We start from the raw sequence: 22690 nt of genomic DNA, 5'->3' as shown, positions 1-22690 counted from the left end.
AGGGCCGGACCGCGTCCCCCGCGCTGTGCTCCCGTCAGGGCATGTGGTCGGTCTTCGCGGGAAACCCGGCCTCAACCGGGAGGTAGCCCCGCCCGTGCACGACCTGGTCGACCGCCAATTCGCCGTCACTGCTTCCAATGCCGTGTGACTGACTGAGGAAATGGGCAGTGGTCGGTCATCGAACGCGATCGCTGGTACGCCTACGGTGGGCGCATGACCAGGCCCCGGCCGGCTGCCGGAGGGGGGCGACGGCTCGGCGTGGCGCCCGAGCGGCTGGGCCGCTGGCTGGACGGCGTCGCCACCCGGCACGGCGCCTTCACCGAGGTGGCGCCGGCCGACGACGGCCTCCGCATCGCCTGCGCCGACAGCACCGCCGTCACGCTGCGGGCGCCGTTCGGCTGGACGCCGGAGGCGCCGCTGCTGGCCGGCTTCACCGCGGCCGCGCAGCGCGACCGGCGGGCCGCCGTGCTCCTGGTGCGGCGCGGTCGCTGGGCGGTCGGGGTCTTCGACGGCGCGCAGCTGGTGGTGTCCAAGGTCGACGCCCGCCAGGTGCAGGGCCGGACGGCGGCCGGTGGCTGGTCCCAGCAGCGGTTCGCCCGCCGCCGCGCCAACCAGACCGACGCCGTCGTCGGACACGCCGTCGAGACCGCCGCCCGGGTGCTGCTGCCGCACGCCGACGGGCTGGCGGCCCTCGTCACCGGTGGCGACGCCGGGCTGGTGGACGAGGTTCTGGCCGACCCCCGGCTGCGCCAGCTGGTCGCGCTCCGGCGGGCCGGCGCACTCGACGTCGGGGAGCCGACCAAGGCGGTGCTGCTGGAGACGCCGAAGCAGTTCCGTGCCGTGGACGTGCACATCGTGGAGCCGCAGGACCGCCCCTGACCGGCGGGATCAGCCGACGGCGCTCGCGGCCACCGGCGGGCCGGCCACCTAGGGGGCGAGCGGGAACCGGCTGCTGATCCCGAGGCGGGCCAGGTCGTCGGCCCCGCAGTCCCGCGCGACCGCGGGGTCCAGCCCGATGCCGGCGCCGTCGCCCGCGGTGAGCGGCCAGGTGCTGTGGACGACCCCCGGGTGGGCCCGGACCAGCCGGTCGGCCTCCTCCACGAGCTCGGTCGTGCGGAACCGGGTCTCCTCGATCCGCACGTCGAAGCCGGTGCCGCCGGAGGCCTCCGCCAGCGCCACCAGCTCGGCCGGTGGGGCGCGGTACCAGCGCAGGATCACCTGCCCCCGGTCGAGCGTGATCTCCGACTGCCCCGGGTCGGGGTGCTCGCCCCAGCGCGCCCGGACCTCCTCGAGGAGCACGTGCATCTCCTCAGTGACCGGCGGCAGCGAGAGCATCTCCTCGGGAAGCGGTCGCGGCACTGGTTCGGGGAGGGGCGGCGGCTCGCCGGGGGACAGGAGCTCGGCACGCATGCCGCCCGCCGGGGCCGGCTCCTCACCGGCCTGCGCCCCCTCGCGGGTCGGTGAGGGCCCCGACGAGCACGACGAGCAGCGTGCAGCGGGTCGACCGGCCGGTTCTCACGGTGTGAGGTTGGCCGGGATGCCGCCCGCGGCGCAAGGGGGTCAGGCGGTCACGGCGTGATGACCAGGCGGATGGGGTCGCCCTCCTTGTTCGCCAGCCGCTCCACGCCCTCGGCGGCGTCGGCGAGCGGGAGCGTGCCGGAGATGGAGCGGGAGAGGTCCAGCCGGTGGTGCCGGACCAGGTTCACCAGCTCCTCGACGTGCCCCGGCTCGGAGCCGTAGTGGCCGAGGATCCGCTGCCCGAAGTAGCTGAACTGCGTGCCGTTGCGGATGCTCAGCGGCTGGTCGGTGAGGCCCACCAGCACCAGGGCGCCGTCGCGCTCCAGGCAGCGCACCGCCTGCTCGCGCACCGGCGCGACGCCGGCGAAGTCGAAGGCGAACGCCAGCCCGGCGCCACCGGTCAGCTCCCGCACGCGGGTGGCGATGTCCTCGGCCGGGTCCAGCGCGAGGTCCGCGCCGAAGTCCAGCGCCCGCTGCCGGGCGGCCGGCACCGGGTCGACGGCGACGATCGGGGCGGCCCCGGCCAGGCGCAGCAGCTGCACCGCGTGGGCGCCGAGCCCGCCGATGCCCCAGACGCCGACGGGCTGCGCGGCGCGCACCTGCGCCGTCCGCACGATCGAGGCCCACGGCGTCGACACCGCGTCGGGGACGATGCACGCCTGCTCGAAGGGGAGCTCGTCGGGGATCGGCACGACCGTGGCCGCGGTGGCGAGCGCGTACTGCGCCCAGCCGCCGTCGTAGTCGACGCCGCGGGTGTGCACCCAGCCGTCCTTCTCCTCGCCGGCCTGCAGCAGCACCCGTCGCCCCTCGGCCAGTCCGGTCACGCCGTCGCCGAGCTCGGCGACGGTGCCGGCCACCTCGTGGCCGAGGGTCACCTCGTCGCCGGCGAGGAACAGCGGGGAGAGCTGCCCCTCGACGAGGTGGACGTCGGAGAGGCAGATGCCGGCGGCGGCGACCTGGATGAGCACCTCGCCGGGGCCGGGCACCGGCCTGGGCACCTCCTTGACCACGAACTCACGGGTGCGCACGTTCAGCCGGCCGGCCAGCATCGAGTCAGGCATGCCCCCATCCAACGCCGTGGGCGCCGCGCCGACGAACCGGGCCCGCCACGCGGCCGGAGGAGCCGGTGGGGCGGGCGGGTCCCCGGTGACGGACGGGACGGTTCCGGTTGCGTCGCCCCCGCGCGGGTGGTTGTCAATCATGATCTTCCCTGCTGAGCTGGGCTTTCAGCCACGAGGAGGGTCATGGAGTCGCGCACGGGGACCGGCCGCACCCTGCTCACCCTCGCGGGCGCCATCCTGCTGGCCGGGGCGCTCGTGGCCGGGTTGCTGCTGCCGTGGATCGGCGGGCCGGCCCTGGCCGCGCAGAGCTCTTCGGCCCTCCTGGGCGACCCGCCGGAGGAGTTCTCCGTCGAGGTGCCGGCCCGCAACACCGTGATGCTCGCGGCCAACGGCGAGGTGATCACCTCCTTCTACCGCGAGAACCGCGACCCGGTGGCGTTCGACCGGATCGCCGAGGTGATGCGGCAGGCCCTGGTGGCCGTCGAGGACGCCCGCTTCTACGACCACGGCGGGCTGGACGTGCAGGGCACCGTGCGCGCGCTGGTCACCAACATCGCCGCCGGGGAGGTGGAGGAGGGCGGGTCCACGCTCACCCAGCAGCTGGTGAAGCAGACCCTGCTGCAGTCCGCGCGGACCCCGGCCGAGCGCGACGCCGCCATCGAGAAGACCTTCGGCCGCAAGCTCCGCGAGGCCCGGCTGGCGCTGGCGATGGAGTCCACCTACACCAAGGACGAGCTGCTCACCCGCTACCTCAACATCGTCTACTTCGGGCGCAACGCCTACGGGGTGCAGCCCGCGGCCCAGGCGTTCTTCGGCGTCGACGCCGCGGCGCTGACCCTGCCGCAGGCGGCCCTGCTGGCCGGCCTGGTGCAGAGCCCGTCCGACCACGACCCGTTCACCGACCCCGAGGGCGCGACCGTCCGGCGCAACCAGGTGCTGGCCCGCATGGCCGAGCAGGGCTACATCAGCCCCGAGCAGCAGGAGCAGGCCGCGGCCGCCCCGCTCGACCTGGCCCCGGCGCCCGCACCGCGCCGAGGCTGCGTCGAGGCGAGCGTGGGCGCCTACGTCTGCGACTTCGTGCAGAAGTACCTCATCCAGGAGCTGGGGCTGACCCAGGAGGACCTGGAGCGCAACGGCTACGTCATCCAGACCACGCTGGACGCCGACCTGCAGCGCGCCGGTGACGCCGCCGTCCTCGCCAACCAGCCGCTGGAGAGCTCGCTGGCGGCGACCTTCACCGCCGTCGAGCCGGGCACCGGCCACCTGCTGGCGATGAGCGTCAACCGCATCTACGGCCACGACGAGCAGGACCGGCGGCAGGAGTCGGTGAACCTCAACGCCGAGCCCAGCCGGGGCGCGGGCTCGACGTACAAGGTGTTCGTGGCGGCCGCCGCCCTGGCCCGCGGCTACTCGACCGAGTACACGCTGATGGCCCCGAACCCGTACTACTCCCGCGTCTACGAGGCCGACGGCGGGCCCTACCGCGTCCGCAACTCCGGGAGCTACCGGGCGTCGCTGGACCTCACGACCGCGCTCTACCAGTCCTCCAACACCTACTTCCTCGCCCTCGAGGACGCCCTCGGCAGCGTCGAGGAGCCGGTGCGCATGGCCGAGCGGATGGGCCTGTACGCACACGGCCCCGACGGGCTGGCGCAGCGCACCATCGAGGAGAACAACGGCTCGTTCGCCTTCGGCCCCGACGCGACCAGCCCGCTGGGGCTGGCCAGCGCCTACTCGACGCTCGCGGCCTCGGGCACCCGGTGCGACGTCGTCCCGGTCACCGGGCTGCTCGACCGGTCCGGCGAGCCCGTCCTGGGTGCGGACGGCGAACCGCTGGTCGGCGGCGACCGGTGCACCCCGGAGGCCATCCCGACCGGGGTCGCGAACACGCTGAATCAGATGCTGCGCAAGGACGTCGAGCCGGGCTTCCCCGGGCAGACCGGTCGGCGGGCGTACGTGCCGGGCCACCAGATCGCGGGCAAGACCGGCACGACCCAGGAGAACGTCTCGGTGGCGTTCGTGGGGTACACCCCGGAGATCGCCGCCAGCGTCATGGTCTTCAACCCCAAGGAGAAGGAGGACGTCGGCGGCTTCGGGGGCGGCAAGGGCGCCACCATCTGGCACGACGCCATGGCGCCGGTCCTCGGCGCCCGCGGCAGCAGCGACTTCCCGCCCGCGGACCCCGTGGTGGTGCGGGGCAACACGATCCGGGTGCCGTCGTGCCCTGATCCGTTCGCCTGCCAGGAGGTGCTGAGCGACGCCGGTCTCCTCGACGTCGTGGTGCGCGTGGACAGCGACCTCGCCCCGGGTGAGCTCGTGGGCACCAGCCCGCCGGCCGGCGGCCGGGCGGTACGGGGGCAGGTCGTCTCGATCCTGGTCAGCAACGGCTCCCGCTACGTGCCGCCGCCCCCGCCCCCGCCGCCGGCACCCGAGCCCGCACCCGTGCCGGTGCCCGTGCCGGTTCCTCCGCCGACCGCGCCGCCGCCGGTCGTGGCGGACCCGGGTACCGGGACCGGCGGACCCCCGGCCCCCGACGAGCCGGACCTAGGCGAGGTCGAGGCCTGGCTCGACCGGTTCCTCTACCGGCCCCCGCCGCGACGCTGACCGGCGCTCCAGCCGTTCGTCGATCTCCTGGGTGGCCAGCCAGCCGATCAGCACCACCAGGTGCAGGAGGAACAGCCACACGCCCAGCGCCGCGACCCCACCGACGACGTCGAGGTCACCGAACGGCGCGCCGAGGTCCAGCGGCAGTGCCAGGAACAGCACGAAGCCCTGCAGGAAGCCGGACAGGCAGGCGGCGGTGAACAGCGCGCCCGCCGTCAGCGCCGGCCACCGCACCCGCCCTCCGCCGACGACCCGGAACCCCCAGGCCAGCGGCAGGGTGAGGGCGGCCAGCACCGCGTAGTAGCCGAGAGCGACCTGCCCGACGGCGGCGGCCACCCCGCCGCGGTCGGCGAGTTCGGCCATCACCGAGGCCGCCAGCAGCAGCGGGTACAGCAGCACCGGCGTGATCAGCAGCAGCGGGAGAGCGGCCAGCCGGCCGCGCCAGCCGGTCATCCCCTCGTGCCGGGAACCGAAGCGCAGCAGCGCGCGCCGGAGGCCCTCGCCGTAGAAGGACATCGGCAGCAGTGCCAGCAGCGCGCCGAGCGGGTCCAGGCTCGTGCCGGCGTCGACCAGGCGGGCCACGGCGGTCGGCGCGTCCAGTGCGCCCGGCAGCAGCTCGGCCAGCCGCTCGCCGAGGGCGTGCACCCGCTCCGGCGAGGTGAGCCAGGAGGTCAGGCCGAATGCCAGGAGCAGCAGCGGTACGACGGCGATGCCGGCGTAGAAGGTGAGCCCGGCGGCGATGAGCATCAGGTCGCGTCCCTGCAACCTCGCCCGCACGCCGCGCATCACGTCGCGCAGCCAGGCGGCGGCCCGGGAGAACCGGCTCACGCGGGGCGGGTCAGTCGGTGCCCGGGTTGGAGCCGGTCTCCTCGCAGCTGGCGTCGTGCGGGTTGTTCGCCTGCTCGCCGCTGGCGTCGCAGTTGGTCTCCCCGCGCTGGATGTCGGTGTTGTCGCCGCAGGCGACCAGCGACCCGGTGAGCGCGAGCAGCAGGAGGGGCTTCCGGATGTCCATCCACCGGTAGTGGTCCTGCGGAGCCGTGCCGAAACGGATACCGGCGGGCGTCCACCGCCCCCCGCGGAGCGAAGGCCCAGGTGGCTGCGACGGCTGTGACAGGACGCGCAGGGAGAACTACACGAATGTTGTTCCGGGCATTGTCACGACCGGGTCACGCCGCCTACGGTGAGTGTGCCCGTCGGGGCTTTCCATCACTACCGAGTGACCTCCGCCGGGCGCCGTCGACCGAACCGGGCACCCGCACAGGCGCGGGTGCCGGACCGGCAACGCTGCGGCCCGCATCCGGGACGGACCCTTCCGTCCCTGCGTGCCGGCGCGTGCCCGGCCGGGCCCCCGGCAGGCGGCCGTGGATGAGATCGGAGAGCCGCCGCACCATGGCGACCCCCCTGCGCACGCCCGCTCGCCGCCGCACCGCCGGACGGGTGGGGCTGGCCCTGGCCGGCACCGTCGGCATCCTTCTCGCCACGGTTCCGGCGTCCGCGGATCCCGGCTCTCCCGCCACCTCGGAAGAGGCTGCCCGGCTGGTCGCCGAGCGCGGCCACCAGCTCGAGGTCGTCACCGAGCGGTTCAACGAGGCGCGCGACGCGCTGACCGGCCAGCAGGCGGCCGCGGAAGCCGCGGCCGCCCAGCTGGAGAAGGCCACCGCCGACCTCGCCCGCGCCCAGGAGGCGGTCCGCGGCATCGCGCGCAGCGCCTGGACCGGCGAGGGGCTGGGCTCCTTCCAGGCGCTGCTCACCAGCAGCTCGGCGGACGAGTTCGTCAGCCGCGTGGCCACGCTGGAGACGATCTCGGGCCACCAGGGCGTGGTCCTGGCCCATGCCGCCGAGGCCAACGTGGCCGCCGCCCAGGCCCAGGCCGCCGCGCACGAGGCCGCGGCGCAGGCGCAGGCCGCCTACGACGCCGTCGCCGGGCAGCAGGCCGAGCTGCAGGGGCAGGTCGACGAGTTCCGGGCGCAGTTCGACCGGCTCAGCGCCCAGGAGCGCCAGGCGGTGGCCCAGGCGCACCACGCCGAGGAACGCGGCACCGAGTCGCAGCGCGCCAGCCGCGGGGACCGGGAACCTGTTGCGCCGGCGCCGTCCGCGCCCGTGGTGGCCGACAGCGAGGCGGCGCAGATCGCCGTGGACACCGCCATGGCCCAGCGCGGGAAGCCCTACGTGTGGGCGGCCTCGGGCCCCGGCGCCTTCGACTGCTCGGGCCTCACCTCCTACGCCTACCGGGCGGCCGGCATCTCGCTGCCGCGCGCCAGCCGGAACCAGGCGGGCGCCGGACAGGCCGTCTCCCGCGACCAGCTGCGCCCGGGTGACCTCGTGTTCTTCTACAGCCCGATCAGCCACGTAGGCATCTACATCGGCAACGGCCAGATGGTGCACGCGCCCACGTCGGGCGACGTCGTCAAGGTCGCGAGCATCGACTCGATGGGCGGCTACAGCGGGGCCCGGCGCATCGCCGGCTGATCGTGCCGGGTGACCTGCTGCAAGAGTCCCCACACGAAGACCGCGCGCACCCCGCCGGGGAGGCGCACCTCCGCACGGGTGGGCACGCCCGGGTCGAGGCCGCGCGCACCCGGGAGCCCGACGACGTCGTCGAGCACGTGCTCCCACACCAGCAGCCGGTGCGGGCGGGCCGCCGGCACCGGTGAGCCCGGCGCCCGGGCGAGCTGCTCGTGGAGGACCGCGCCACCGGGCCCGCTCACCACCTCCCACCACAGGTGCGGCCACAGCGGCAGGGGCCAGCGCCGCACCTGGATGTCGAGATCGCCGACGCGCCGGTCCTCCAGCTCCTCGGGCGGGCCGAGGACCGCGGAGCGCAGTGCCAGCCCGCGCGGTGCCCGGCGGGAGTGCTGCAGCGCCTGCCAGCGGGTGTGCGCGGCGTGGGCCTCCGCCCGGGTCGCGCCCAGCCGCGGCAGCGCCGCGGCCGTGAGATCGGGGCGGACATCGGTCATCCGCCGCAGCAGCACCAGGCAGAACTCCCGCCGGGCCAGTCCACGCACGCCGCCGACCCTGCCACCGCGGCCGTTGCCGCGTACGTCACACCCACCGCGGGGACCCCGCGCCCCGCCCGGTCGTTGACGACGGCAGAGCCCAACGACCCGAGGACGTCCGTTGAACCCGCGCACCGTCACCACCGCCTTCCGCCTCGTCGCCGTCGCCGAGGCGATCACCTGGATCGGCCTGCTGGCCGGGATGTTCGTCAAGTGGGTGCTGCAGACCTCCGAGGTGGGCGTGCAGGTGTTCGGCCCCATCCACGGCGCGGTCTTCGTCGTCTACGTCCTCGTCGCGCTCGTCGCGGCCCGGGTGCTGCGCTGGTCCCTGCCCACCACGGTCCTCGCCCTCGCCGCGTCGGTGCCGCCGCTGGCCACCGTCTGGTTCGAACGGTGGGCCAGCCGCAACGGTGCGCTGCCCGCGCGCGAGGCGCTGACCGCCTGATCCACCGGGCGGGTCGTGTCGCTACGGTCGCCGTCATGCCCGAGCCCGTGCTGCCCTCGACCGCCCGCCTCCTGCTGGCCCGCACGGCGCGGGTGCAGCGGGACGGCCGCGCCCCCGGGCTGGTCGCCGGCGTCGTCCGCGACGGCGGGCTGGCCTGGTCGGCCGGCCGCGGCGAGGTGCCCGGGCCGCACGCCGACGTCCAGTACCGGCTCGGGTCGATCAGCAAGACCGTGACGGCGGTCGTGGTCATGCGGCTGCGCGACGAGGGCCTGCTGGGCCTGGACCACCCGCTGGAACGGCACCTGCCCGGGACGCCGTTCGGGGACCGCACGGTCGGCCAGCTGCTCTCCCACCTCGCCGGCGCCTCCGCCGAGAGCCCCGGCGGCTGGTGGGAGCGCACGCCGGGCGGGTCGCTGGACGACCTGGGCCTCGCCGAGACCGACGTCGTCCTCGGCGCCGCGCGGCGGTTCCACTACTCCAACCTCGGTTTCGGCCTGCTCGGCGAGCTCGTCGCCCGGCTGCGCGGCCGCTCGTGGGACGACGTCGTCACCGCCGAGGTGCTCGCCCCGCTCGGCATGGCCCGCACCACGCCGCGGCCGGTCGCGCCGGCCGCCGAGGGCCGTGCGGTGCACCCGTGGGCCGACGTCGTGCTGCCCGAGCCCGAGCACCACGCCGGCGTGATGGCCGCCGCGGGCCAGCTGTGGGCGACGCTGACCGACCTGGGCCGGTTCGCCGCGTTCCTGCTCGGCGACACCGGCGACGTGCTCGACCCGGCGACGCTGGAGGAGATGACGGTGCCGGCCGGGGTGGACTCGTCGGCGCCGGGATGGTCGGCCTACGGGCTGGGCCTGCAGGTGCTGCGCGTGGACGGGCGGACGCTGGTCGGGCACGGCGGCTCGATGCCCGGCTTCCTCGCCGGGGTGTTCGTCGACCGGGAGGAGCAGGCGGGCGCGGTGTCGCTGGCCAACACCACCAGCGGCCTCGACCCGCTGGTGTTCGGGCTGCTGGCCGACCTGCGCGCCGCCGAGCCGCGCATCGTCGAACCGTGGACGCCGTCGCCGTCGCCGGTGCCCCTGGAGGACCTGGGCGTCTGGTTCTGGGGGCCCGCCCCCTACGTCCTCCGCTCGGTCGCCGGCGGCCTGCTGCACCTCGGCCCGCTGCCCGGGCGATCCGGGCGGGCCAGCCGGTTCGCCCGGGCGGCGGACGGCACCTGGCGCGGGTTGGACGGCTACTTCGCCGGGGAGACGCTGCGCATCGCCGCCGACCACCTGGACCTGGACACGTTCGTGTTCACCCGCACCCCCTACGACCCGGCCGCCCCGGTGCCTGGCGGCGTGGACGAGCGCGGCTGGCGCTGACCCGTCCTCCCCACCTCGGGCCACGATCAGCCTCCCTGATCATGCGGTGTCCTCCCTCACCGTGGGCGCTGAGGGAGGACGCTCCACGATCAGGGCACCTGATCGTCGCGGGCAGCCGGCCGGGGCGGTCGGCGGATCAGGGCGAGGGGTACAGGCCCGCCGTGTAGGCCGGGCCCGCGTAGTAGCGCTCGAGCTCCTCGATCGACTCGTCCCTGCGCTCCAGCGTGTGCGCGATGCGGGCCCGGCGCGGGACGGCGTCGACGTCCCAGGTGGCCGGGTCCCACAGCTGCGAGCGCAGGAACGCCTTGCCGCAGTGGTGGAACACCTGCTCGATCTCGACCACCAGCGCCAGCACCGGCCGGTGACCCTCGACCACCATGCGGTCGAGCAGCGCCGTGTCGCGGACCAGCCGCGCCCGGCCGTTGATCCGCAGCGTGTCGGTGCGCCCGGGGAGGAGGTGGACGAGGCCGACGTGCGGGTTGGTCAGGACGTTGCGATAGCCGTCCGCCCGGCGGTTGCCGGCCCGCTCGGGGATGGCGATGGTGCGCTCGTCCAGCACGAGCGTGAAGCCGGGCGGGTCACCCTTCGGCGAGACGTCGCAGGTGCCGTCCGCCCCGCTGGTCGCGACCAGGCAGAACGGGGACGCCGCCAGCCACGCGCGGTCCAGGTCGTGCAGCGCCGTGCGCTCCTTGGCCAGGGCCGCCCGCGCCGGTTCACCCAGCAGCGCGCGCAGCTCCGCCTCGGTGGTGATCTCGTCCACGCCCGGACTGTGTCACGGGCGGTCGAAGGCGTCGATCGTGTTCTTGACGACCAGGCCGTAGGCCAGGTGCGGCACCAGGTCGCTGAGCCAGTCGGTCGTCGACCAGGTGCGCGGGTCGGTGACGCCGAGCACCGTCATGGGCCCGTTCCCCGCGACCATCGCGCCCAGCCCGGTCAGCAGCGTCCCGACCGGCTTCGACGACAGCAGGCCCGACGCCCGGGCCAGCCCGCCCACCACGCCCACCCCGACGCCGGCCACGATGCCGGTCATCGGTCCGAGCCCCTGGAGGCGGTTCTGCCGGGTCTGGTCGTCGCCGGGGATGGGCACGTGCGCCGTCTCCGCGAGCTTCTCGACGGTCTGCTCGGGGGTGGAGCTGCTGCCGCGACCGCGCACCACCATGTCCAGGTACGTGACGGCGTTCAGCGCGGTGGTGCCCGCCGCGCCGGCGGCCGCTCCCCTCAGCGCCCAGCCCAGCGTGCTGATGCCGCGCTTGCCCTTGCCCGCCACGCCGAACGGGGTCTTCTTCGCCATGTGCGGCCTGGTACCCGCACGCCTTCGCGGCACACCACCGGGCCGCCGGGTACCGGCCGGTCAGTCGGGAGGCGGGCCGGCGGCGCGGCGCAGCAGCGGGCCCACGCGCCGTTCCACGAACCGGCGCATCGCCAGGGCGGTGTCCACCCGCTGGACGCCGGGGATGGCCAGGACCGCCTCGGTGATCCGCCACAGGTGGTCGGCGTCGGTGGCGACCACGTGCACCAGCAGGTCCGTGGCGCCCGACAGGCCGGTCACCTCGAGGACCTCCGGCAGGCCGGCCAGGGCGTCGCTGACCTCGGCCAGCCCCCGCTGCGCCACCTGCACCGACATGTAGGCGGCCAGCCGGTGGCCCAGCGACTCCGGGCGGACCCGCTGGTCCAGCGGACCGAGCACCCCGTTGCTCTCCAGCCGGGCCAGCCGGGCCTGCACGGTGTTCCGGGCCAGGCCCAGCCGCTGCGACAGCGCCATGACGCTCGCCCGCGGGTCCTCGGTCAGCGCGAGCAGCAACCGAGCATCGGTGGCATCGATCTCGGGCACGCTGCGCAGTCTGACAGCTGGAAGCCGCCCCGGGCGAGCTTTCTGCGCAACCCGCTCCGGAGGGCCTGCGCAGATCGATGCGCGCCGGGGCTGGTCACCGGCCGGGAGGTCGTGCCAGGATGTGTGAGGGCCGCCACATCCGGCGGTCGGAACGTCCAGCACCACCGCGTCGCCGGTGACCCCGGCGGCGGTGGCCGACGGCGAGGAGTGCGACCGGTGACAGCGTTGCCAGAGACCACGGAGATGGTCGACCCCGTCCCGGGGGCCGCCGCGCCCCACCTGCCGCAGCGGTCCGAGCTGGTCCAGCTGCTCACGCCGGAGGGCGAGCGGGTCGAGCACCCCGACTACGCCCTCGACATCTCCGACGAGGAGCTGCGCGACCTCTACCGCGATCTGGTCCTGGTCCGCCGGTGGGACGTCGAGGCGACCGCCCTGCAGCGCCAGGGCGAGCTCGGCATCTGGGCCTCGCTGCTGGGCCAGGAGGCCGCGCAGATCGGCGCCGGCCGCGCGATGGCCGCCTCGGACATGGCCTTCCCGACCTACCGCGAGCACGGCGTCGCCTGGACCCGCGGGGTCGACCCGCTGCACGTCATCAGCCTGTTCCGCGGCGTGGACAACGGCGGCTGGGACCCGGTGGCCACCGGCTTCAACCTCTACACCGTGGTCATCGGCGCGCAGACCCTGCACGCCACCGGCTACGCCATGGGCCTGCAGCGCGACGGTGCCGAGAACGCGACGCTGGCGTTCCTCGGTGACGGCGCCACCAGCCAGGGCGAGGTCAACGAGGCGATGATCTGGGCGGCGAGCTTCTCAGCTCCCGTCGTCTTCTTCTGCCAGAACAACCAGTACGCGATCAGCGTCCCGCTGGAGCGGCAGTCCCGCGTCCCGCTGTACCAGCGGGCGGCGGGCTTCGGGTTCCCCGGCGTCCGGGTCGACGGCAACGACGTCCTCGCCGTCCTGGCCGTGACCCGGCAGGCGCTGCAGGCCGCGCGCGAGGGCCAGGGCCCGACCTTCATCGAGGCGTTCACCTACCGCATGGGCGCGCACACCACCTCCGACGACCCCACCCGGTACCGGCTGGCCAGCGAGCTGGAGGAGTGGAAGCTGCGCGACCCGATCGCCCGGCTGAAGGCGCACCTCTCCCGGCAGGAGAAGGCCGACGCGGCGTTCTTCGACTCGGTCGAGCGGGAGGCCGACGAGCTCGCCGCGCGGATCCGCAGCGGCACCGTCGACATGCCCGATCCGGACCCGGCGTCGATGTTCGACACCGTCTACGCGGAGCAGACCCCGTGGCTGGCCACCCAGCGCGAGGAGTTCGTCGCGTACCAGGCGAGCTTCGAGGGGGGCGAGCACTGATGGCCGGCGAGACGCTCACGATCGGCAAGGCCCTCAACCTCGGCCTGCGCCGCGCCATGGAGGACGACGCCAAGGTCGTGCTCATGGGCGAGGACATCGGCAAGCTCGGCGGGGTCTTCCGCATCACCGACGGCCTGCAGAAGGACTTCGGCGAGGCCCGCGTCGTCGACACGCCACTCGCCGAGGCCGGGATCCTCGGCACCGCGGTCGGCCTGGCCATGCGCGGCTACCGGCCGGTCTGCGAGATCCAGTTCGACGGGTTCGTCTTCCCCGCCTACAACCAGATCGTCACCCAGGTCGCCAAGATGCACGCCCGGTCCAAGGGCCGGCTGCCGATGCCGATCGTCATCCGCATCCCCTTCGGTGGCGGCATCGGGGCCGTCGAGCACCACAGCGAGAGCCCCGAGGCCTACTTCGCGCACACCGCGGGGCTCAAGGTGGTCGCGGTCAGCAACCCGGTCGACGCCTACTGGGGCATCCAGCAGGCGATCGCCCACCCCGACCCGATCGTCTTCCTCGAGCCCAAGCGGCGGTACTGGGAGAAGGCGGAGGTCGACACCGACGCCACCCCGGACCCGCTGTTCGCCTCCCGCGTCGTCCGCGGCGGCGACGACGTCACCGTGCTCGCCTACGGCCCCATGGTGAAGACGGCGCTGCAGGCGGCCCAGGCCGTCGAGGAGGAGGGCCGGTCGCTGGAGGTCATCGACCTGCGGACGGTGTCGCCGCTGGACCTCGAGCCGGTGTTCGAGAGCGTGCGGCGGACCGGTCGCTGCGTCGTCGTGCACGAGGCGCCGGTGACCCTCGGCCTCGGCGCGGAGATCGCCGCGCGGGTGACCGAGACCTGCTTCCACTCCCTGGAGGCGCCGGTGCTGCGGGTCGGGGGCTTCGACACCCCCTACCCGCCGTCGAAGCTCGAGGAGGAGTACCTCCCCGACCTCGACCGCGTGCTGGACGCCGTCGACCGCGTGATGGGGTTCTGAGAGATGGCACAGCGTCAGTTCAAGCTGCCCGACGTCGGTGAGGGGCTCACCGAGGGGGAGATCCTCCAGTGGCTGGTGTCGGTCGGCGACACGATCACGGTCAACCAGCCGCTGTGCGAGGTGGAGACGGCGAAGGCCGCCGTCGAGCTGCCCTCGCCGTGGGCCGGCACCGTCGTCGAGCTGCTCCACGAGGCCGGCACGATGGTGGACGTCGGTGCGCCGATCATCACCATCGACGTCGGCGGGGACGCCCCGGCGGCGGAGCCGGCCGACGAGGGCGCCGCGGCCGCCGAGGAGCCGGCCGCGGGGCTGATCGGCGGGGCCGCCCCGGGCGGGCGGACCGCCGTCCTCGTCGGCTACGGGCCGCGGACCACCGAGGCGCGCCGCCGCCCGCGCCGGTCGGGCACCGCGGCCGCCGCCCGGGCGACCGGGCTGCCCGGCGCGGACTACGGCTCCGGCGGGGCCGACCGTCCCCCGCTGCCGTCCGACGACGGCCCGCCCCTGCTGGCCACCGCCCCCGACATGCGCAGCAAGCCGGTGCGGCACGGCGGGCTGGAGGTGGGCCGGCAGGCCGAGGCCGCCGCTCGGCGCGAGGACGCCGCCCCGGCGCGGGGCTCCGCCCCCGGCCGGCGGGGGCCTCGCCCGCTGGCCAAGCCGCCGGTGCGCAAGTACGCCAAGGACCTCGGCGTGGACCTCACCACGCTGACCGGCAGTGGCGACGGCGGCGTGATCACCCGGGCCGACGTCGACGCCGCGGTCGCCGCACGATCGGACGGCGCCGGGGCGCAGGCGCCCGTGGCGGCCACCAGCGGGGAGCAGCGGATCCCCGTCAAGGGTGTCCGCAAGGCCACCGCGGCCGCGATGGTTGCCAGCGCCTTCACCGCGCCGCACGTCACCGAGTTCCTCACCGTCGACGTCACGCGGATGATGAAGCTGCGCAGCCGGCTGGCCGCGCGGCCGGAGTTCTCCGAGGTCAAGGTCAGCCCGCTGCTGTTCGTGGCCAAGGCGCTGCTGCTCGCGGCGCGGCGGCACCCGATGGTCAACAGCTCCTGGGACGAGGCGGCGCAGGAGATCGTCGTCCACGGGCAGGTGAACCTCGGCATCGCCGCGGCGACCCCGCGCGGGCTGATCGTGCCGAACATCAAGGACGCCGGGCGGCTGTCCCTGCCGGAGCTCGCCGCGGCCCTCGGCGAGCTGACCGAGACCGCCCGAGCCGGGCGCACGGCACCGGGGGACATGACCGGCGGGACGATCACGATCACCAACGTGGGGGTGTTCGGTGTGGACACCGGCACCCCGATCCTGAACCCGGGGGAGTCGGCGATCCTGGCCTTCGGCGCCGTCCGGGAGCTGCCGTGGGTGCACAAGGGGAAGGTGAAGCCCCGCCTGGTCACCCAGTTGGCGCTGTCGTTCGACCACCGGATCGTCGACGGCGAGCTGGGCTCACGGTTCCTGGCCGACGTCGGCGCGGTGCTGCACGATCCGGGGAGCGCGCTGGCCTACTGAGGGCGAGCCGCCCGGTTCGTCGATCGTGAGGGGGCCCGTCGTGGATCGTCGTGCCCAGTCGCTCGTCGCCCTGCTGGTGTTCGTCGCGCTCACCGGCGTCTCGATCGGGGTCAGCGGCTCGCGGCCGCACCTGGAGCAGGGGACGGCCCCCTGGCTGCTCCAGGTGCTCGGGTACGTGTGCGCGATCACCGGCGGGGTCCTCCTGGCGGCCGGTGCCCCGGTCGGCCGGCGGCTCGGCTTCGTGGTGCTGGGCGCGACCGTGGTCATGGTGCTCGTCGACGCCATGACCACGGGTGACGCCGGGGCGAACATCGGCGCCGGGTTCCTGGGGGTGCTCTGCCTGGCGGTCCTCGGGGTGGCGACGGCCCGGCTGGCCGTTGCCCTCGCGGCGGACCGGCGGTCGGCGCACTAGCGTGCCCGCGTGACCCACCTCGACCGGCTGCTGGACTTCGCCGCCCGATCCCGGCTGCCGGACGGCTTCGGGTACCTGGGGCCGGACGGCGCCCTGCTCGCGGACCGGCCGCAGGAGGGCTGGATCGTCGCGCGGATGACCCACGTCTTCGGGCTGGCCGCGCTGCTGGGGCGGCCCGGGGCGGACGACCTGGCCCGGCACGGCGTCGAGGCGCTGCGGAGCGGGCCCCTCCACGACCCGGTGCACGGCGGCTGGTGCGCGACGGCCGACGACGGCACGAAGGCCGCCTACGTGCACGCCTTCGTCGTCCTGGCCGGTGCCACGGCGACCGCGGCCGGGATCCACGGCGGGCGCGCGCTGCTCGACGAGGCCCTCGGCGTCTGGCACGACCGGTTCTGGGACGAGGACGCGGGCCTGGCGGTGGAGGAGTGGGACCGCACCTGGACGCGGCTCGACGGCTATCGCGGCGCCAACGCCAACATGCACGGTGTCGAGGCGGTGCTCGCCGCCGCCGACGCGGTCGACGACGCGGCCCTGGCCGCCAGGCTGCGCGGGCAGGCGCTGCGCAGCACGGAACGCGTCGTGCACGGCTTCGCCCGCGTGCGGGACTGGCGGCTGCCCGAGCACTTCACGCCCGGTTGGGAGCCGCTGCCCGAGCACAACGCGGCGCACCCGGCCGACCCGTTCCGCCCCTACGGCGTCACGGTCGGGCACCAGTTCGAGTGGGCTCGCCTCGCGGTGCACCTGCGGGCGGCCCTCCCCGACCCGCCGGGCTGGCTGCTCGACGACGCCGTCGCGCTGTTCGACGCCGCGGCGACCCGCGGGTGGGCGGCCGATGGCGCGGACGGTTTCCCGTACACCCTCGACTGGGACGACCGCCCCGTGGTCGGCGCGCGCATGCACTGGGTGCTGTGCGAGGCGGTGGCAGCAGCGGCTGTGCTGGCCCGCGTGACCGGGGAGCCGGGGTACCGGGCGCTGGCCGACCGCTGGCGTGCGCACGGGGAGGAGCGGTTCGCCGACCCCGTCACCGGGAGCTGGCACCACGAGCTCACGCCGTCGGGGGAGGTCGCCGAGGGCACCTGGGCCGGGCAGCCCGACGCCTACCACCTGGCGCAGATGCTGCTGGTGGTGGACCGCCCGGTGCGCGGCAGCATCGCGGCCGCGCTGCGCTGACCTGCTCCTCCCACGTGTCGGTCCGGCGGGCCCGGGGTAGGTGGGGCACGACCGAACAAGCGACACGAGGAGCTGAAAACGTGGCCAGCGTGCAGGAGTCCGTCGACGTCGACGTCCCGATCCGCGTCGCCTACGACCAGTGGACGCAGTTCGAGACGTTTCCGCAGTTCATGGGCGGGGTCGAGAAGATCACGCAGATCGACGACACCCACACCCACTGGGTCACCAGCATCGACGGTGTGAAGCGCGAGTTCGATGCGGAGATCACCGAGCAGCACCCCGAGGAGCGCGTGGCCTGGACCAGCACCAGCGGTGAGGCCAAGCACGCCGGCGTGGTGACCTTCCACCGGCTGGACGACGCCAAGACCCGGGTGATGATCCAGATCGACTGGGAGCCCGAGGGGCTGGTCGAGAAGGCCGGCGCCGCGCTCGGCTTCGACGACCGGCAGATCAAGGCCGACGCGAAGAAGTTCAAGGAGTTCATCGAGAGCCGCGGCAGCGAGACCGGTGCCTGGCGGGGTGACGTGCAGCGCCCCAGCTGACGGCCCCACCTCGTCACGTCGACGGCGCCCACCCCGGTCCGGGGTGGGCGCCGTCGTGCGTTGGGGCTCCGAGTGGCGCGACTCACTCGAAAGGATGAGGAACCTTCGGCCACGTCTCATGTTCGCCGACGTTTCGTCGGATTAGAGTGGTGCACGCCTGCGTTACTACGGCTGTAGGCAGATCACTCCGACGAAAGAGGCAGTAGCGATGAGCAGCGTGACGACCAGCTGGCGGCAGCGTCGGCAGGTGGCGCGTACCCGGCGGGCGCTGAACAAGGCGCTGGCCCGCAGCAGCAGCCCGGCCATGCGCGACGAGCTCCTGACGATGGCCAACAGCAGCCACTTCCTCGGCCGCTGACCCCCGGCCGCGCCCCGCGGCCCGTAGAACCGACCCCGGTCTCCCTCAGGGACCGGGGTCGCGTGCGTCGCAGGGTCGGCGCTCGACCTGCGCCCCGGCTCACCCGAACCGGTCGGTTCCGCTCAAGCGGGGGTGGTGGCGCGCCGATCACCGGACCGTGGGCACAGGATCACCTGGCAGTGGCGGCGCGACCGCCGTGCCACCGGCCGAGGCGCGGGAGACCCCGGGCATCACGATGGCCGGCGTCCTCACCTACGTCCGCCGCCACGCCGGGGACGACGCCGTCGAGGCGGTGCTCGACCGGGCCGGGCTGAGCGGGCTCGGCGACCAGGTCGCCGACCAGGCCCGCTGGTGGAGCTACGACACCCGGATCCGGCTGTTCGCCGCGGCGACGGACGTGCTGGGCGACCCCGACACGATGTTCCACGTGGGCGCGGCCGCGATGCGCAGCGGCCTGGGGCACTCCCTGCTCCTGGTCCTGCGCGCCCTGGGCACGCCCCGCCAGGTGTTCCGCCAGCTGCCGCGGGCGGCGGCCAAGTTCACCACCGTCTCCCGCATGGAGGTCCTCGAGACCACCCCGACGTCGGCGACGGTCGCCCTGCGCCTGGCCGACGGCTACACCCACTCGGAGCTGGACTGCGCGTACGCGCGCGGCCTGGCGGTCACCGTCCCGGCCATCTTCGGCCTGCCGGCCGGCGTCCTCACGCACACCGAGTGCTGCGTCGACGGTACCGGCACCTGCGTCTACCGCCTCACCTGGGAGCGGCGGTCGCGGTTCCGCCGCCGGCGGCCCGACGGGGCCGCGGCCGACCCCGAGCTGGTGGCGCTGCGGGGGCAGCTGCGCACGCTGCAGTCCGCGGCCGGTGACCTCGTCGCCAGCGACGACCTCGACACCGTCCTCCACCGCATCGTGGCGCGGGCCGGTGAGGCCGTGCTGGCCCCGGCGCACCTGCTGGTCGTCGACAGCCCGGACGGCGGTCCGCCCCTGGTCCACGGCGCCGGGATCCCCGACGACCAGTTGCCGGAGCTGGCCGCCCGGATCCTGTCCGGAGACGACCTGGGCCGCACCGCTGTGGTCGTCGACGTCGCCTCCGCCCGCCGCCGGCACGGCCGGCTTGCCGCGATCTACCCCTCCGGTGACGGCGGGATGGCCGACGAGCACGCGATGCTCGCCGCCTACGCCGGGCACGCGGCGGCGGCGCTGGACCTGCTCATCGCCCTGGAGGACGCGCGCCGGGAGGCCGACCGGGCGGGCGCACTGCTGGCCCTGGCCCACGAGCTGGCCGGCGCCGGCGACGCGACGGCGGTCAGCCAGGTCGTCGCCGAGGCCCTGCCGCGCGTCATCGGCTGCAGCAGCGCCTCGGTGATGCTCTGGGACCCGGCGACGGGGCAGCTGCAGGGTCGCAGCTCCGCCCGGAGCCAGCCGCTCCGGCGGGAGCACTTCCTGAGGACGCCGCTGCGGCCGGAGGACACCCCGGAGCTGGTCGGCATGCTCACCGACCGCGAACCCCGGATCCTCAGCCTCGCCACCAGCAGCCCGGTGCTGCGCCGGTTCATGACCGACATCGGCGTCTCCGACGTCGTCGCCGTGCCGCTCCTGGCCGGCGCCACCTTCCTCGGCGTGGCGACGGCGAGCTGGGAGTCCGGGACGGCGCCCGAGGAGCTCGGTGGCGACGTGCTCGCCCGGCTGCGGGGTGTCGGCGACCAGGCGGCCACCGCGCTGCAGAAGGCCCGGCTGCTGGAGACAGTGCGCCACCAGGCCACGCACGACGCGCTGACCGGGCTGCCCAACCGGGTGCTCTTCCTGGAGCGGCTGGAGGCGACGCTCGCCGGGACGGGCCCCGACGGCCAGCTCGGGGTGCTCTTCTGCGACCTCGACCGGTTCAAGGACGTCAACGACTCGCTCGGTCACGCGGCCGGGGACGAGCTGCTGCGGCAGGTGTCTGCACGGCTGCGCGCCGCCGTCCGCCCCGGCGACACGGTGGGCCGGCTCAGCGGCGACGAGTTCGCCATCGTGCTGCCGGCCCTGGCCGACGCCGACCACGCGCGGGCCCTCGCCGACCGCATCACGGCCTGCTTCGAGGAACCGTTCCGCCTCGACGGCACACCGGTGCGGGTCGCTACCAGCGTCGGGGTCGCCGTGCTCGGCGCGGAGCGGGCGCGCAGCGCCGACGCCCTGCTGCGCGAGGCCGACGCGGCGATGTACCGGGAGAAGGAGCGGCGCAGCCGGGCTTCCCGCGCCGTCCGCTGACCGTCAGTCGCGCAGCCGGGCCCGCAGCGCCGCCTGCTCGTCGGCGCCGAAACCGTGGGCGTCCAGCCATCCGGCCGGACCGTCGAACCGTTCGTCGAGCAGGGTCAGCAGCCGGTCCATCGTCTCGGCCCGCGGGGTGTGGCTGGCCACGTCGCGCGTGACCATGTCCTCGGCGTACGTGGGGGAGGTGGCCAGCTTCGCCACCAGCGCGTCGATGACCTCCGCGGTCAGCGCGTAGTCGGCCACGATCTCCTCGTGCGGCACGCCGGCGACCGCCAGCGCGAGGGCGCAGACCACGCCGGTGCGGTCCTTGCCGGCTGCGCAGTGCACCACCGACGCGCCGTCCGGGGCGCGGGTGAGCGCACGCAGCGCGCCGACGACGTTCTCCGACCGCTGGCCGAGGTAGCCCAGGTAGGACCGCACCGCCGGCGGCTCCACCTCGTCGTGGGCCGCGACCTGCCGGGGCAGCAGCGACTCGGCCCACCCGGCCCCGAGCTCCAGCTGCGGCTCCTCCTCCTCCACCGCGAACACGTCGGTGTGGTGCCCGCGCTCCGGCAGCAGGGTGAAGTGCCGGTGGGTGACCTCGGGGACGGCGCGCAGCGGGCCGCGCCCTTCGAGCAGGATCTCCGCGGTGGTCCGCAGGTCGACCACCTGGCGCAGGCCGATCTCGTGCACCAACCGCCGGACGTCGGCGTCGCTGAGGGTCTGCAGGTTGTCGCTGCGCAGGATCCGCCCGGCCGACGTGCGCCCGCCGTCGGTGGTGGGCAGGCCCCCGAGGTCCCGCATGTTGGTGGTGCCGTCGAGCCGGATCCAGCGGCCGGTGTGCGGAGAGGTCACGCCTGGGACGGTACGGCCTCGGTCGGGACGTCTCCGAGCAGCCGCTCGCACACGTCGATCAGCTGTCGCCGCAGCGTCGCGGCCCGGTCGGCGAACGTCCGCTGGGCGGCCACGTACTGCGCCTTGCCCTCCGGCGTCTCGATCGGGACCGCGTCGTACCCGTGGTCGCGCAGGTCGTAGGGCGAGGCGCGCATGTCCAGCTCCCGCACGTCCACGGCCAGGGCGAAGCAGTCGGCCAGCAGCTCGCCGGGCACGGCGGGGGAGAGCTTGTAGGCCCACTTGTAGAGGTCCATCGTCGCGTGCAGGCAGCCGGGCTGCTCGAACTCGACCTGGGTCGCGCGCGTGGGGCGCAGCGTGTTGAGCGGCCGCCCGCGGCGGCTGAAGAACCGGTAGGCATCGAAGTGGCTGCACTGCACCCGGTGGGCGTCCACCACCGCGGCGGTGCCCTCCGCGCCGAGCCGCAGGGGCACGGTGGAGTGCCGGACCTCCCCGTCGTCGGGCCGGTACACCATCGCCCACTCGTGCAGCCCGAAGCAGCCGAACTGGGCGGGCCGACCGGCGGTGGCCCGCAGCAGGCGCGCGATGTGCGCCACCGCGTTCCCGCGGGCGGCGAGGAACGCGGGCCGGTCCAGGCCGACGGCGCCCTCGGCGAGGGAGCCGTAGAAGGGCCAGGTCAGGCGCTCGGCGGCGGCCGGCCCGCTCAGCGCGACCCCGGCTCCCGGGTGCCAGCGGGCCAGTCGCCCGGGCGTCTCGGAGTAGTAGGTGAACAGGAAGTCGAGGACCGGGTGCGCGCGGCCGGCGTGGCGCCGTTGCACGTGCGGGCCGGTCCACGCGCCCATCCGCGCCGCGTGCGCGGCCGCGCGAGGCAGCCACTCCTCGGCCGCCAGCACGAGGACGGACGAGGTCGGCACGGCGCCCAGCGTAGGTGGCGGTGCGGGGTCTCCCCGGCGGCCGGGTCAGTCCGCCTCGTTGCCCGGGCGGGCCACCGAGTCGTCGCGCTGCGCGTCATCGTCCGTGGTCAGCTGCACCTCGTCGTCCTGCCGGGCGGGCGTGGCGCCGTCGCCGGTGGTGTCGGGGGACTCCCGGTACCCCGTCGGCTGGGACTCGCTCATCGGCCGTCGTCTCCTGATCGTTCGGTGGGGCCGGTGACCTCGCCGGAGGCGCCGGCTCGGGTGGCGCGGGCGATGTCGCCGTCCGCGCGGGCCGGTAGGTCGTCACCCTGGGCGGCGTCCCGCTCCAGGGCCTGCTCGCGCGTGAGGGGCACGTCGTCGGCCGAGGACGTCAGGTCGCTGTTGGCGCCGGTGCCGGACGCGGTCGGTACGTCCTGCTGGATGCGGTCGCTGCCCTGGGGATCGGTCATGCCGGCCTCCTGTCCGTCGACTGTCCTCCGGCCCATGCCCGCCATCGCCCCCGCGAAACGGCCGACGGCCGCCTCCTCAGGGGAGACGGCCGTCGGGTACGG

The 22690-nt window shown here is 75.0% G+C and carries 25 protein-coding genes; 13 read left to right on the top strand and 12 right to left on the bottom strand.

What is annotated here, in order from left to right; translation table 11 throughout:
* Positions 1-213: 213 nt before the first annotated feature.
* Positions 214-879, top strand: coding sequence for an acVLRF1 family peptidyl-tRNA hydrolase (locus ACI79S_RS10825; RefSeq protein WP_456593434.1), 666 nt, complete (start codon positions 214-216; stop codon positions 877-879).
* A gap of 48 nt (positions 880-927) precedes the next feature.
* On the opposite strand, the gene ACI79S_RS10820 is transcribed toward ACI79S_RS10825, so the two are convergent.
* Positions 928-1335: a hypothetical protein gene (locus ACI79S_RS10820; RefSeq protein ID WP_456593433.1), complete on the bottom strand. Its 408-nt coding sequence runs from the start codon at positions 1333-1335 to the stop codon at positions 928-930.
* A 233-nt stretch (positions 1336-1568) separates the two neighbouring features.
* Positions 1569-2579, bottom strand: coding sequence for a zinc-binding dehydrogenase (locus tag ACI79S_RS10815; RefSeq protein WP_456593432.1), 1011 nt, complete (start codon positions 2577-2579; stop codon positions 1569-1571).
* A 183-nt stretch (positions 2580-2762) separates the two neighbouring features.
* Between ACI79S_RS10815 and ACI79S_RS10810 the strand changes: the two genes are divergently transcribed.
* Positions 2763-5183, top strand: coding sequence for a transglycosylase domain-containing protein (locus tag ACI79S_RS10810; protein ID WP_456593431.1), 2421 nt, complete (start codon positions 2763-2765; stop codon positions 5181-5183).
* Here ACI79S_RS10810 and ACI79S_RS10805 read toward each other — a convergent pair.
* Both ACI79S_RS10805 and ACI79S_RS10800 read right to left on the bottom strand, forming a co-directional pair.
* Positions 5124-6011, bottom strand: coding sequence for a YihY/virulence factor BrkB family protein (locus tag ACI79S_RS10805; RefSeq protein ID WP_456593430.1), 888 nt, complete (start codon positions 6009-6011; stop codon positions 5124-5126). The genes ACI79S_RS10810 and ACI79S_RS10805 overlap by 60 nt on opposite strands.
* 10 nt (positions 6012-6021) lie before the next feature.
* A complete protein-coding gene (locus ACI79S_RS10800; protein ID WP_456593429.1) occupies positions 6022-6195 on the bottom strand; it encodes a hypothetical protein in 174 nt (57 codons plus the stop codon).
* 377 nt (positions 6196-6572) lie between these two features.
* Between ACI79S_RS10800 and ACI79S_RS10795 the strand changes: the two genes are divergently transcribed.
* Positions 6573-7652: a C40 family peptidase gene (locus ACI79S_RS10795; RefSeq protein ID WP_456593428.1), complete on the top strand. Its 1080-nt coding sequence runs from the start codon at positions 6573-6575 to the stop codon at positions 7650-7652.
* Here ACI79S_RS10795 and ACI79S_RS10790 read toward each other — a convergent pair.
* Positions 7622-8188 carry a hypothetical protein gene (locus ACI79S_RS10790; RefSeq protein WP_456593427.1) on the bottom strand — a complete coding sequence of 189 codons (567 nt, stop codon included), beginning with the start codon at positions 8186-8188 and terminating at the stop codon, positions 7622-7624. The two genes, ACI79S_RS10795 and ACI79S_RS10790, sit on opposite strands and share 31 nt — an antisense overlap.
* Positions 8189-8300: 112 nt before the next feature.
* Here ACI79S_RS10790 and ACI79S_RS10785 point away from each other — a divergent pair, with 112 nt between their 5' ends.
* Positions 8301-8624, top strand: coding sequence for a DUF3817 domain-containing protein (locus ACI79S_RS10785; protein WP_456593426.1), 324 nt, complete (start codon positions 8301-8303; stop codon positions 8622-8624).
* Positions 8625-8659: 35 nt separating this feature from the next.
* Positions 8660-9982: a serine hydrolase domain-containing protein gene (locus tag ACI79S_RS10780; RefSeq protein WP_456593425.1), complete on the top strand. Its 1323-nt coding sequence runs from the start codon at positions 8660-8662 to the stop codon at positions 9980-9982.
* Positions 9983-10118: 136 nt separating this feature from the next.
* Here the strand turns inward: ACI79S_RS10780 and ACI79S_RS10775 are convergent, their stop codons facing one another.
* From ACI79S_RS10775 to ACI79S_RS10765, 3 genes are read right to left on the bottom strand one after another with little or no spacing between them, the layout of a single operon-like run.
* Complete coding sequence (locus ACI79S_RS10775) at positions 10119-10742, bottom strand: pyridoxamine 5'-phosphate oxidase family protein (RefSeq protein ID WP_456593424.1); 624 nt, start codon at positions 10740-10742, stop codon at positions 10119-10121.
* Between the two features lie 12 nt (positions 10743-10754).
* Positions 10755-11273 (bottom strand): hypothetical protein, encoded by a 519-nt coding sequence (locus ACI79S_RS10770; RefSeq protein WP_456593423.1) that lies wholly within the window; start codon positions 11271-11273, stop codon positions 10755-10757.
* A gap of 60 nt (positions 11274-11333) precedes the next feature.
* Entirely contained in the window at positions 11334-11813 is a 480-nt protein-coding gene (locus ACI79S_RS10765) for an Lrp/AsnC family transcriptional regulator (RefSeq protein WP_456593422.1), read from the bottom strand.
* 216 nt (positions 11814-12029) lie between these two features.
* On the opposite strand from ACI79S_RS10765, the gene pdhA reads away from it, so the two are divergent.
* The 8 genes from pdhA to ACI79S_RS10725 all read left to right on the top strand — a co-directional run bounded on the left by pdhA (position 12030) and on the right by ACI79S_RS10725 (position 20391).
* Positions 12030-13169 carry a pyruvate dehydrogenase (acetyl-transferring) E1 component subunit alpha gene (pdhA, locus tag ACI79S_RS10760; protein WP_456593421.1) on the top strand — a complete coding sequence of 380 codons (1140 nt, stop codon included), beginning with the start codon at positions 12030-12032 and terminating at the stop codon, positions 13167-13169.
* A complete protein-coding gene (locus tag ACI79S_RS10755) occupies positions 13169-14149 on the top strand; it encodes an alpha-ketoacid dehydrogenase subunit beta (RefSeq protein ID WP_456593420.1) in 981 nt (326 codons plus the stop codon). Before pdhA ends, ACI79S_RS10755 begins: the two co-directional genes overlap by 1 nt.
* A gap of 3 nt (positions 14150-14152) precedes the next feature.
* Positions 14153-15655, top strand: coding sequence for a dihydrolipoamide acetyltransferase family protein (locus ACI79S_RS10750; RefSeq protein WP_456593419.1), 1503 nt, complete (start codon positions 14153-14155; stop codon positions 15653-15655).
* A gap of 40 nt (positions 15656-15695) precedes the next feature.
* Positions 15696-16067 (top strand): hypothetical protein, encoded by a 372-nt coding sequence (locus ACI79S_RS10745; protein WP_456593418.1) that lies wholly within the window; start codon positions 15696-15698, stop codon positions 16065-16067.
* Between the two features lie 9 nt (positions 16068-16076).
* On the top strand, positions 16077-17240 hold the full coding sequence (locus ACI79S_RS10740) for an AGE family epimerase/isomerase (RefSeq protein WP_456593417.1): 1164 nt from the start codon (positions 16077-16079) through the stop codon (positions 17238-17240).
* Between the two features lie 80 nt (positions 17241-17320).
* On the top strand, positions 17321-17782 hold the full coding sequence (locus ACI79S_RS10735; protein WP_456593416.1) for an SRPBCC family protein: 462 nt from the start codon (positions 17321-17323) through the stop codon (positions 17780-17782).
* A 208-nt stretch (positions 17783-17990) separates the two neighbouring features.
* Positions 17991-18140, top strand: coding sequence for a hypothetical protein (locus tag ACI79S_RS10730; RefSeq protein ID WP_456593415.1), 150 nt, complete (start codon positions 17991-17993; stop codon positions 18138-18140).
* A gap of 157 nt (positions 18141-18297) precedes the next feature.
* Entirely contained in the window at positions 18298-20391 is a 2094-nt protein-coding gene (locus ACI79S_RS10725; RefSeq protein ID WP_456593414.1) for a diguanylate cyclase domain-containing protein, read from the top strand.
* A gap of 3 nt (positions 20392-20394) precedes the next feature.
* Here ACI79S_RS10725 and ACI79S_RS10720 read toward each other — a convergent pair whose 3' ends face one another.
* Genes ACI79S_RS10720 through ACI79S_RS10705 form a run of 4 tightly spaced genes read right to left on the bottom strand, consistent with a single transcriptional unit; the run spans position 20395 to position 22588 of the window.
* Positions 20395-21228: a tyrosine-protein phosphatase gene (locus ACI79S_RS10720; protein WP_456593413.1), complete on the bottom strand. Its 834-nt coding sequence runs from the start codon at positions 21226-21228 to the stop codon at positions 20395-20397.
* A complete protein-coding gene (locus ACI79S_RS10715) occupies positions 21225-22139 on the bottom strand; it encodes a 3-methyladenine DNA glycosylase (RefSeq protein ID WP_456593412.1) in 915 nt (304 codons plus the stop codon). Before ACI79S_RS10715 ends, ACI79S_RS10720 begins: the two co-directional genes overlap by 4 nt.
* A 45-nt stretch (positions 22140-22184) precedes the next feature.
* On the bottom strand, positions 22185-22340 hold the full coding sequence (locus ACI79S_RS10710; protein WP_456593411.1) for a hypothetical protein: 156 nt from the start codon (positions 22338-22340) through the stop codon (positions 22185-22187).
* On the bottom strand, positions 22337-22588 hold the full coding sequence (locus ACI79S_RS10705; protein ID WP_456593410.1) for a hypothetical protein: 252 nt from the start codon (positions 22586-22588) through the stop codon (positions 22337-22339). Before ACI79S_RS10705 ends, ACI79S_RS10710 begins: the two co-directional genes overlap by 4 nt.
* Between the last annotated feature and the right edge of the window lie 102 nt (positions 22589-22690).

It is taken from the genome of Blastococcus sp. SYSU DS1024 (genome assembly GCF_054050795.1).
This window is presented reverse-complemented; position numbering and strand designations above follow the sequence as displayed.

What these genes read in the sequence shown, in the direction of transcription:
- ACI79S_RS10710 (WP_456593411.1), bottom strand. Translation starts at nt 22,340, where the DNA reads ATGAGCGAGTCCCAGCCGACGGGGTACCGGGAGTCCCCCGACACCACC.
- ACI79S_RS10705 (WP_456593410.1), bottom strand. Translation starts at nt 22,588, where the DNA reads ATGACCGATCCCCAGGGCAGCGACCGCATCCAGCAGGACGTACCGACC.
- ACI79S_RS10815 (WP_456593432.1), bottom strand. Translation starts at nt 2,579, where the DNA reads ATGCCTGACTCGATGCTGGCCGGCCGGCTGAACGTGCGCACCCGTGAG.
- ACI79S_RS10750 (WP_456593419.1), top strand. Translation starts at nt 14,153, where the DNA reads ATGGCACAGCGTCAGTTCAAGCTGCCCGACGTCGGTGAGGGGCTCACC.
- ACI79S_RS10755 (WP_456593420.1), top strand. Translation starts at nt 13,169, where the DNA reads ATGGCCGGCGAGACGCTCACGATCGGCAAGGCCCTCAACCTCGGCCTG.
- ACI79S_RS10770 (WP_456593423.1), bottom strand. Translation starts at nt 11,273, where the DNA reads ATGGCGAAGAAGACCCCGTTCGGCGTGGCGGGCAAGGGCAAGCGCGGC.
- ACI79S_RS10820 (WP_456593433.1), bottom strand. Translation starts at nt 1,335, where the DNA reads ATGCTCTCGCTGCCGCCGGTCACTGAGGAGATGCACGTGCTCCTCGAG.
- ACI79S_RS10800 (WP_456593429.1), bottom strand. Translation starts at nt 6,195, where the DNA reads ATGGACATCCGGAAGCCCCTCCTGCTGCTCGCGCTCACCGGGTCGCTG.
- ACI79S_RS10825 (WP_456593434.1), top strand. Translation starts at nt 214, where the DNA reads ATGACCAGGCCCCGGCCGGCTGCCGGAGGGGGGCGACGGCTCGGCGTG.
- ACI79S_RS10795 (WP_456593428.1), top strand. Translation starts at nt 6,573, where the DNA reads ATGGCGACCCCCCTGCGCACGCCCGCTCGCCGCCGCACCGCCGGACGG.
- ACI79S_RS10810 (WP_456593431.1), top strand. Translation starts at nt 2,763, where the DNA reads ATGGAGTCGCGCACGGGGACCGGCCGCACCCTGCTCACCCTCGCGGGC.
- ACI79S_RS10780 (WP_456593425.1), top strand. Translation starts at nt 8,660, where the DNA reads ATGCCCGAGCCCGTGCTGCCCTCGACCGCCCGCCTCCTGCTGGCCCGC.
- ACI79S_RS10730 (WP_456593415.1), top strand. Translation starts at nt 17,991, where the DNA reads ATGAGCAGCGTGACGACCAGCTGGCGGCAGCGTCGGCAGGTGGCGCGT.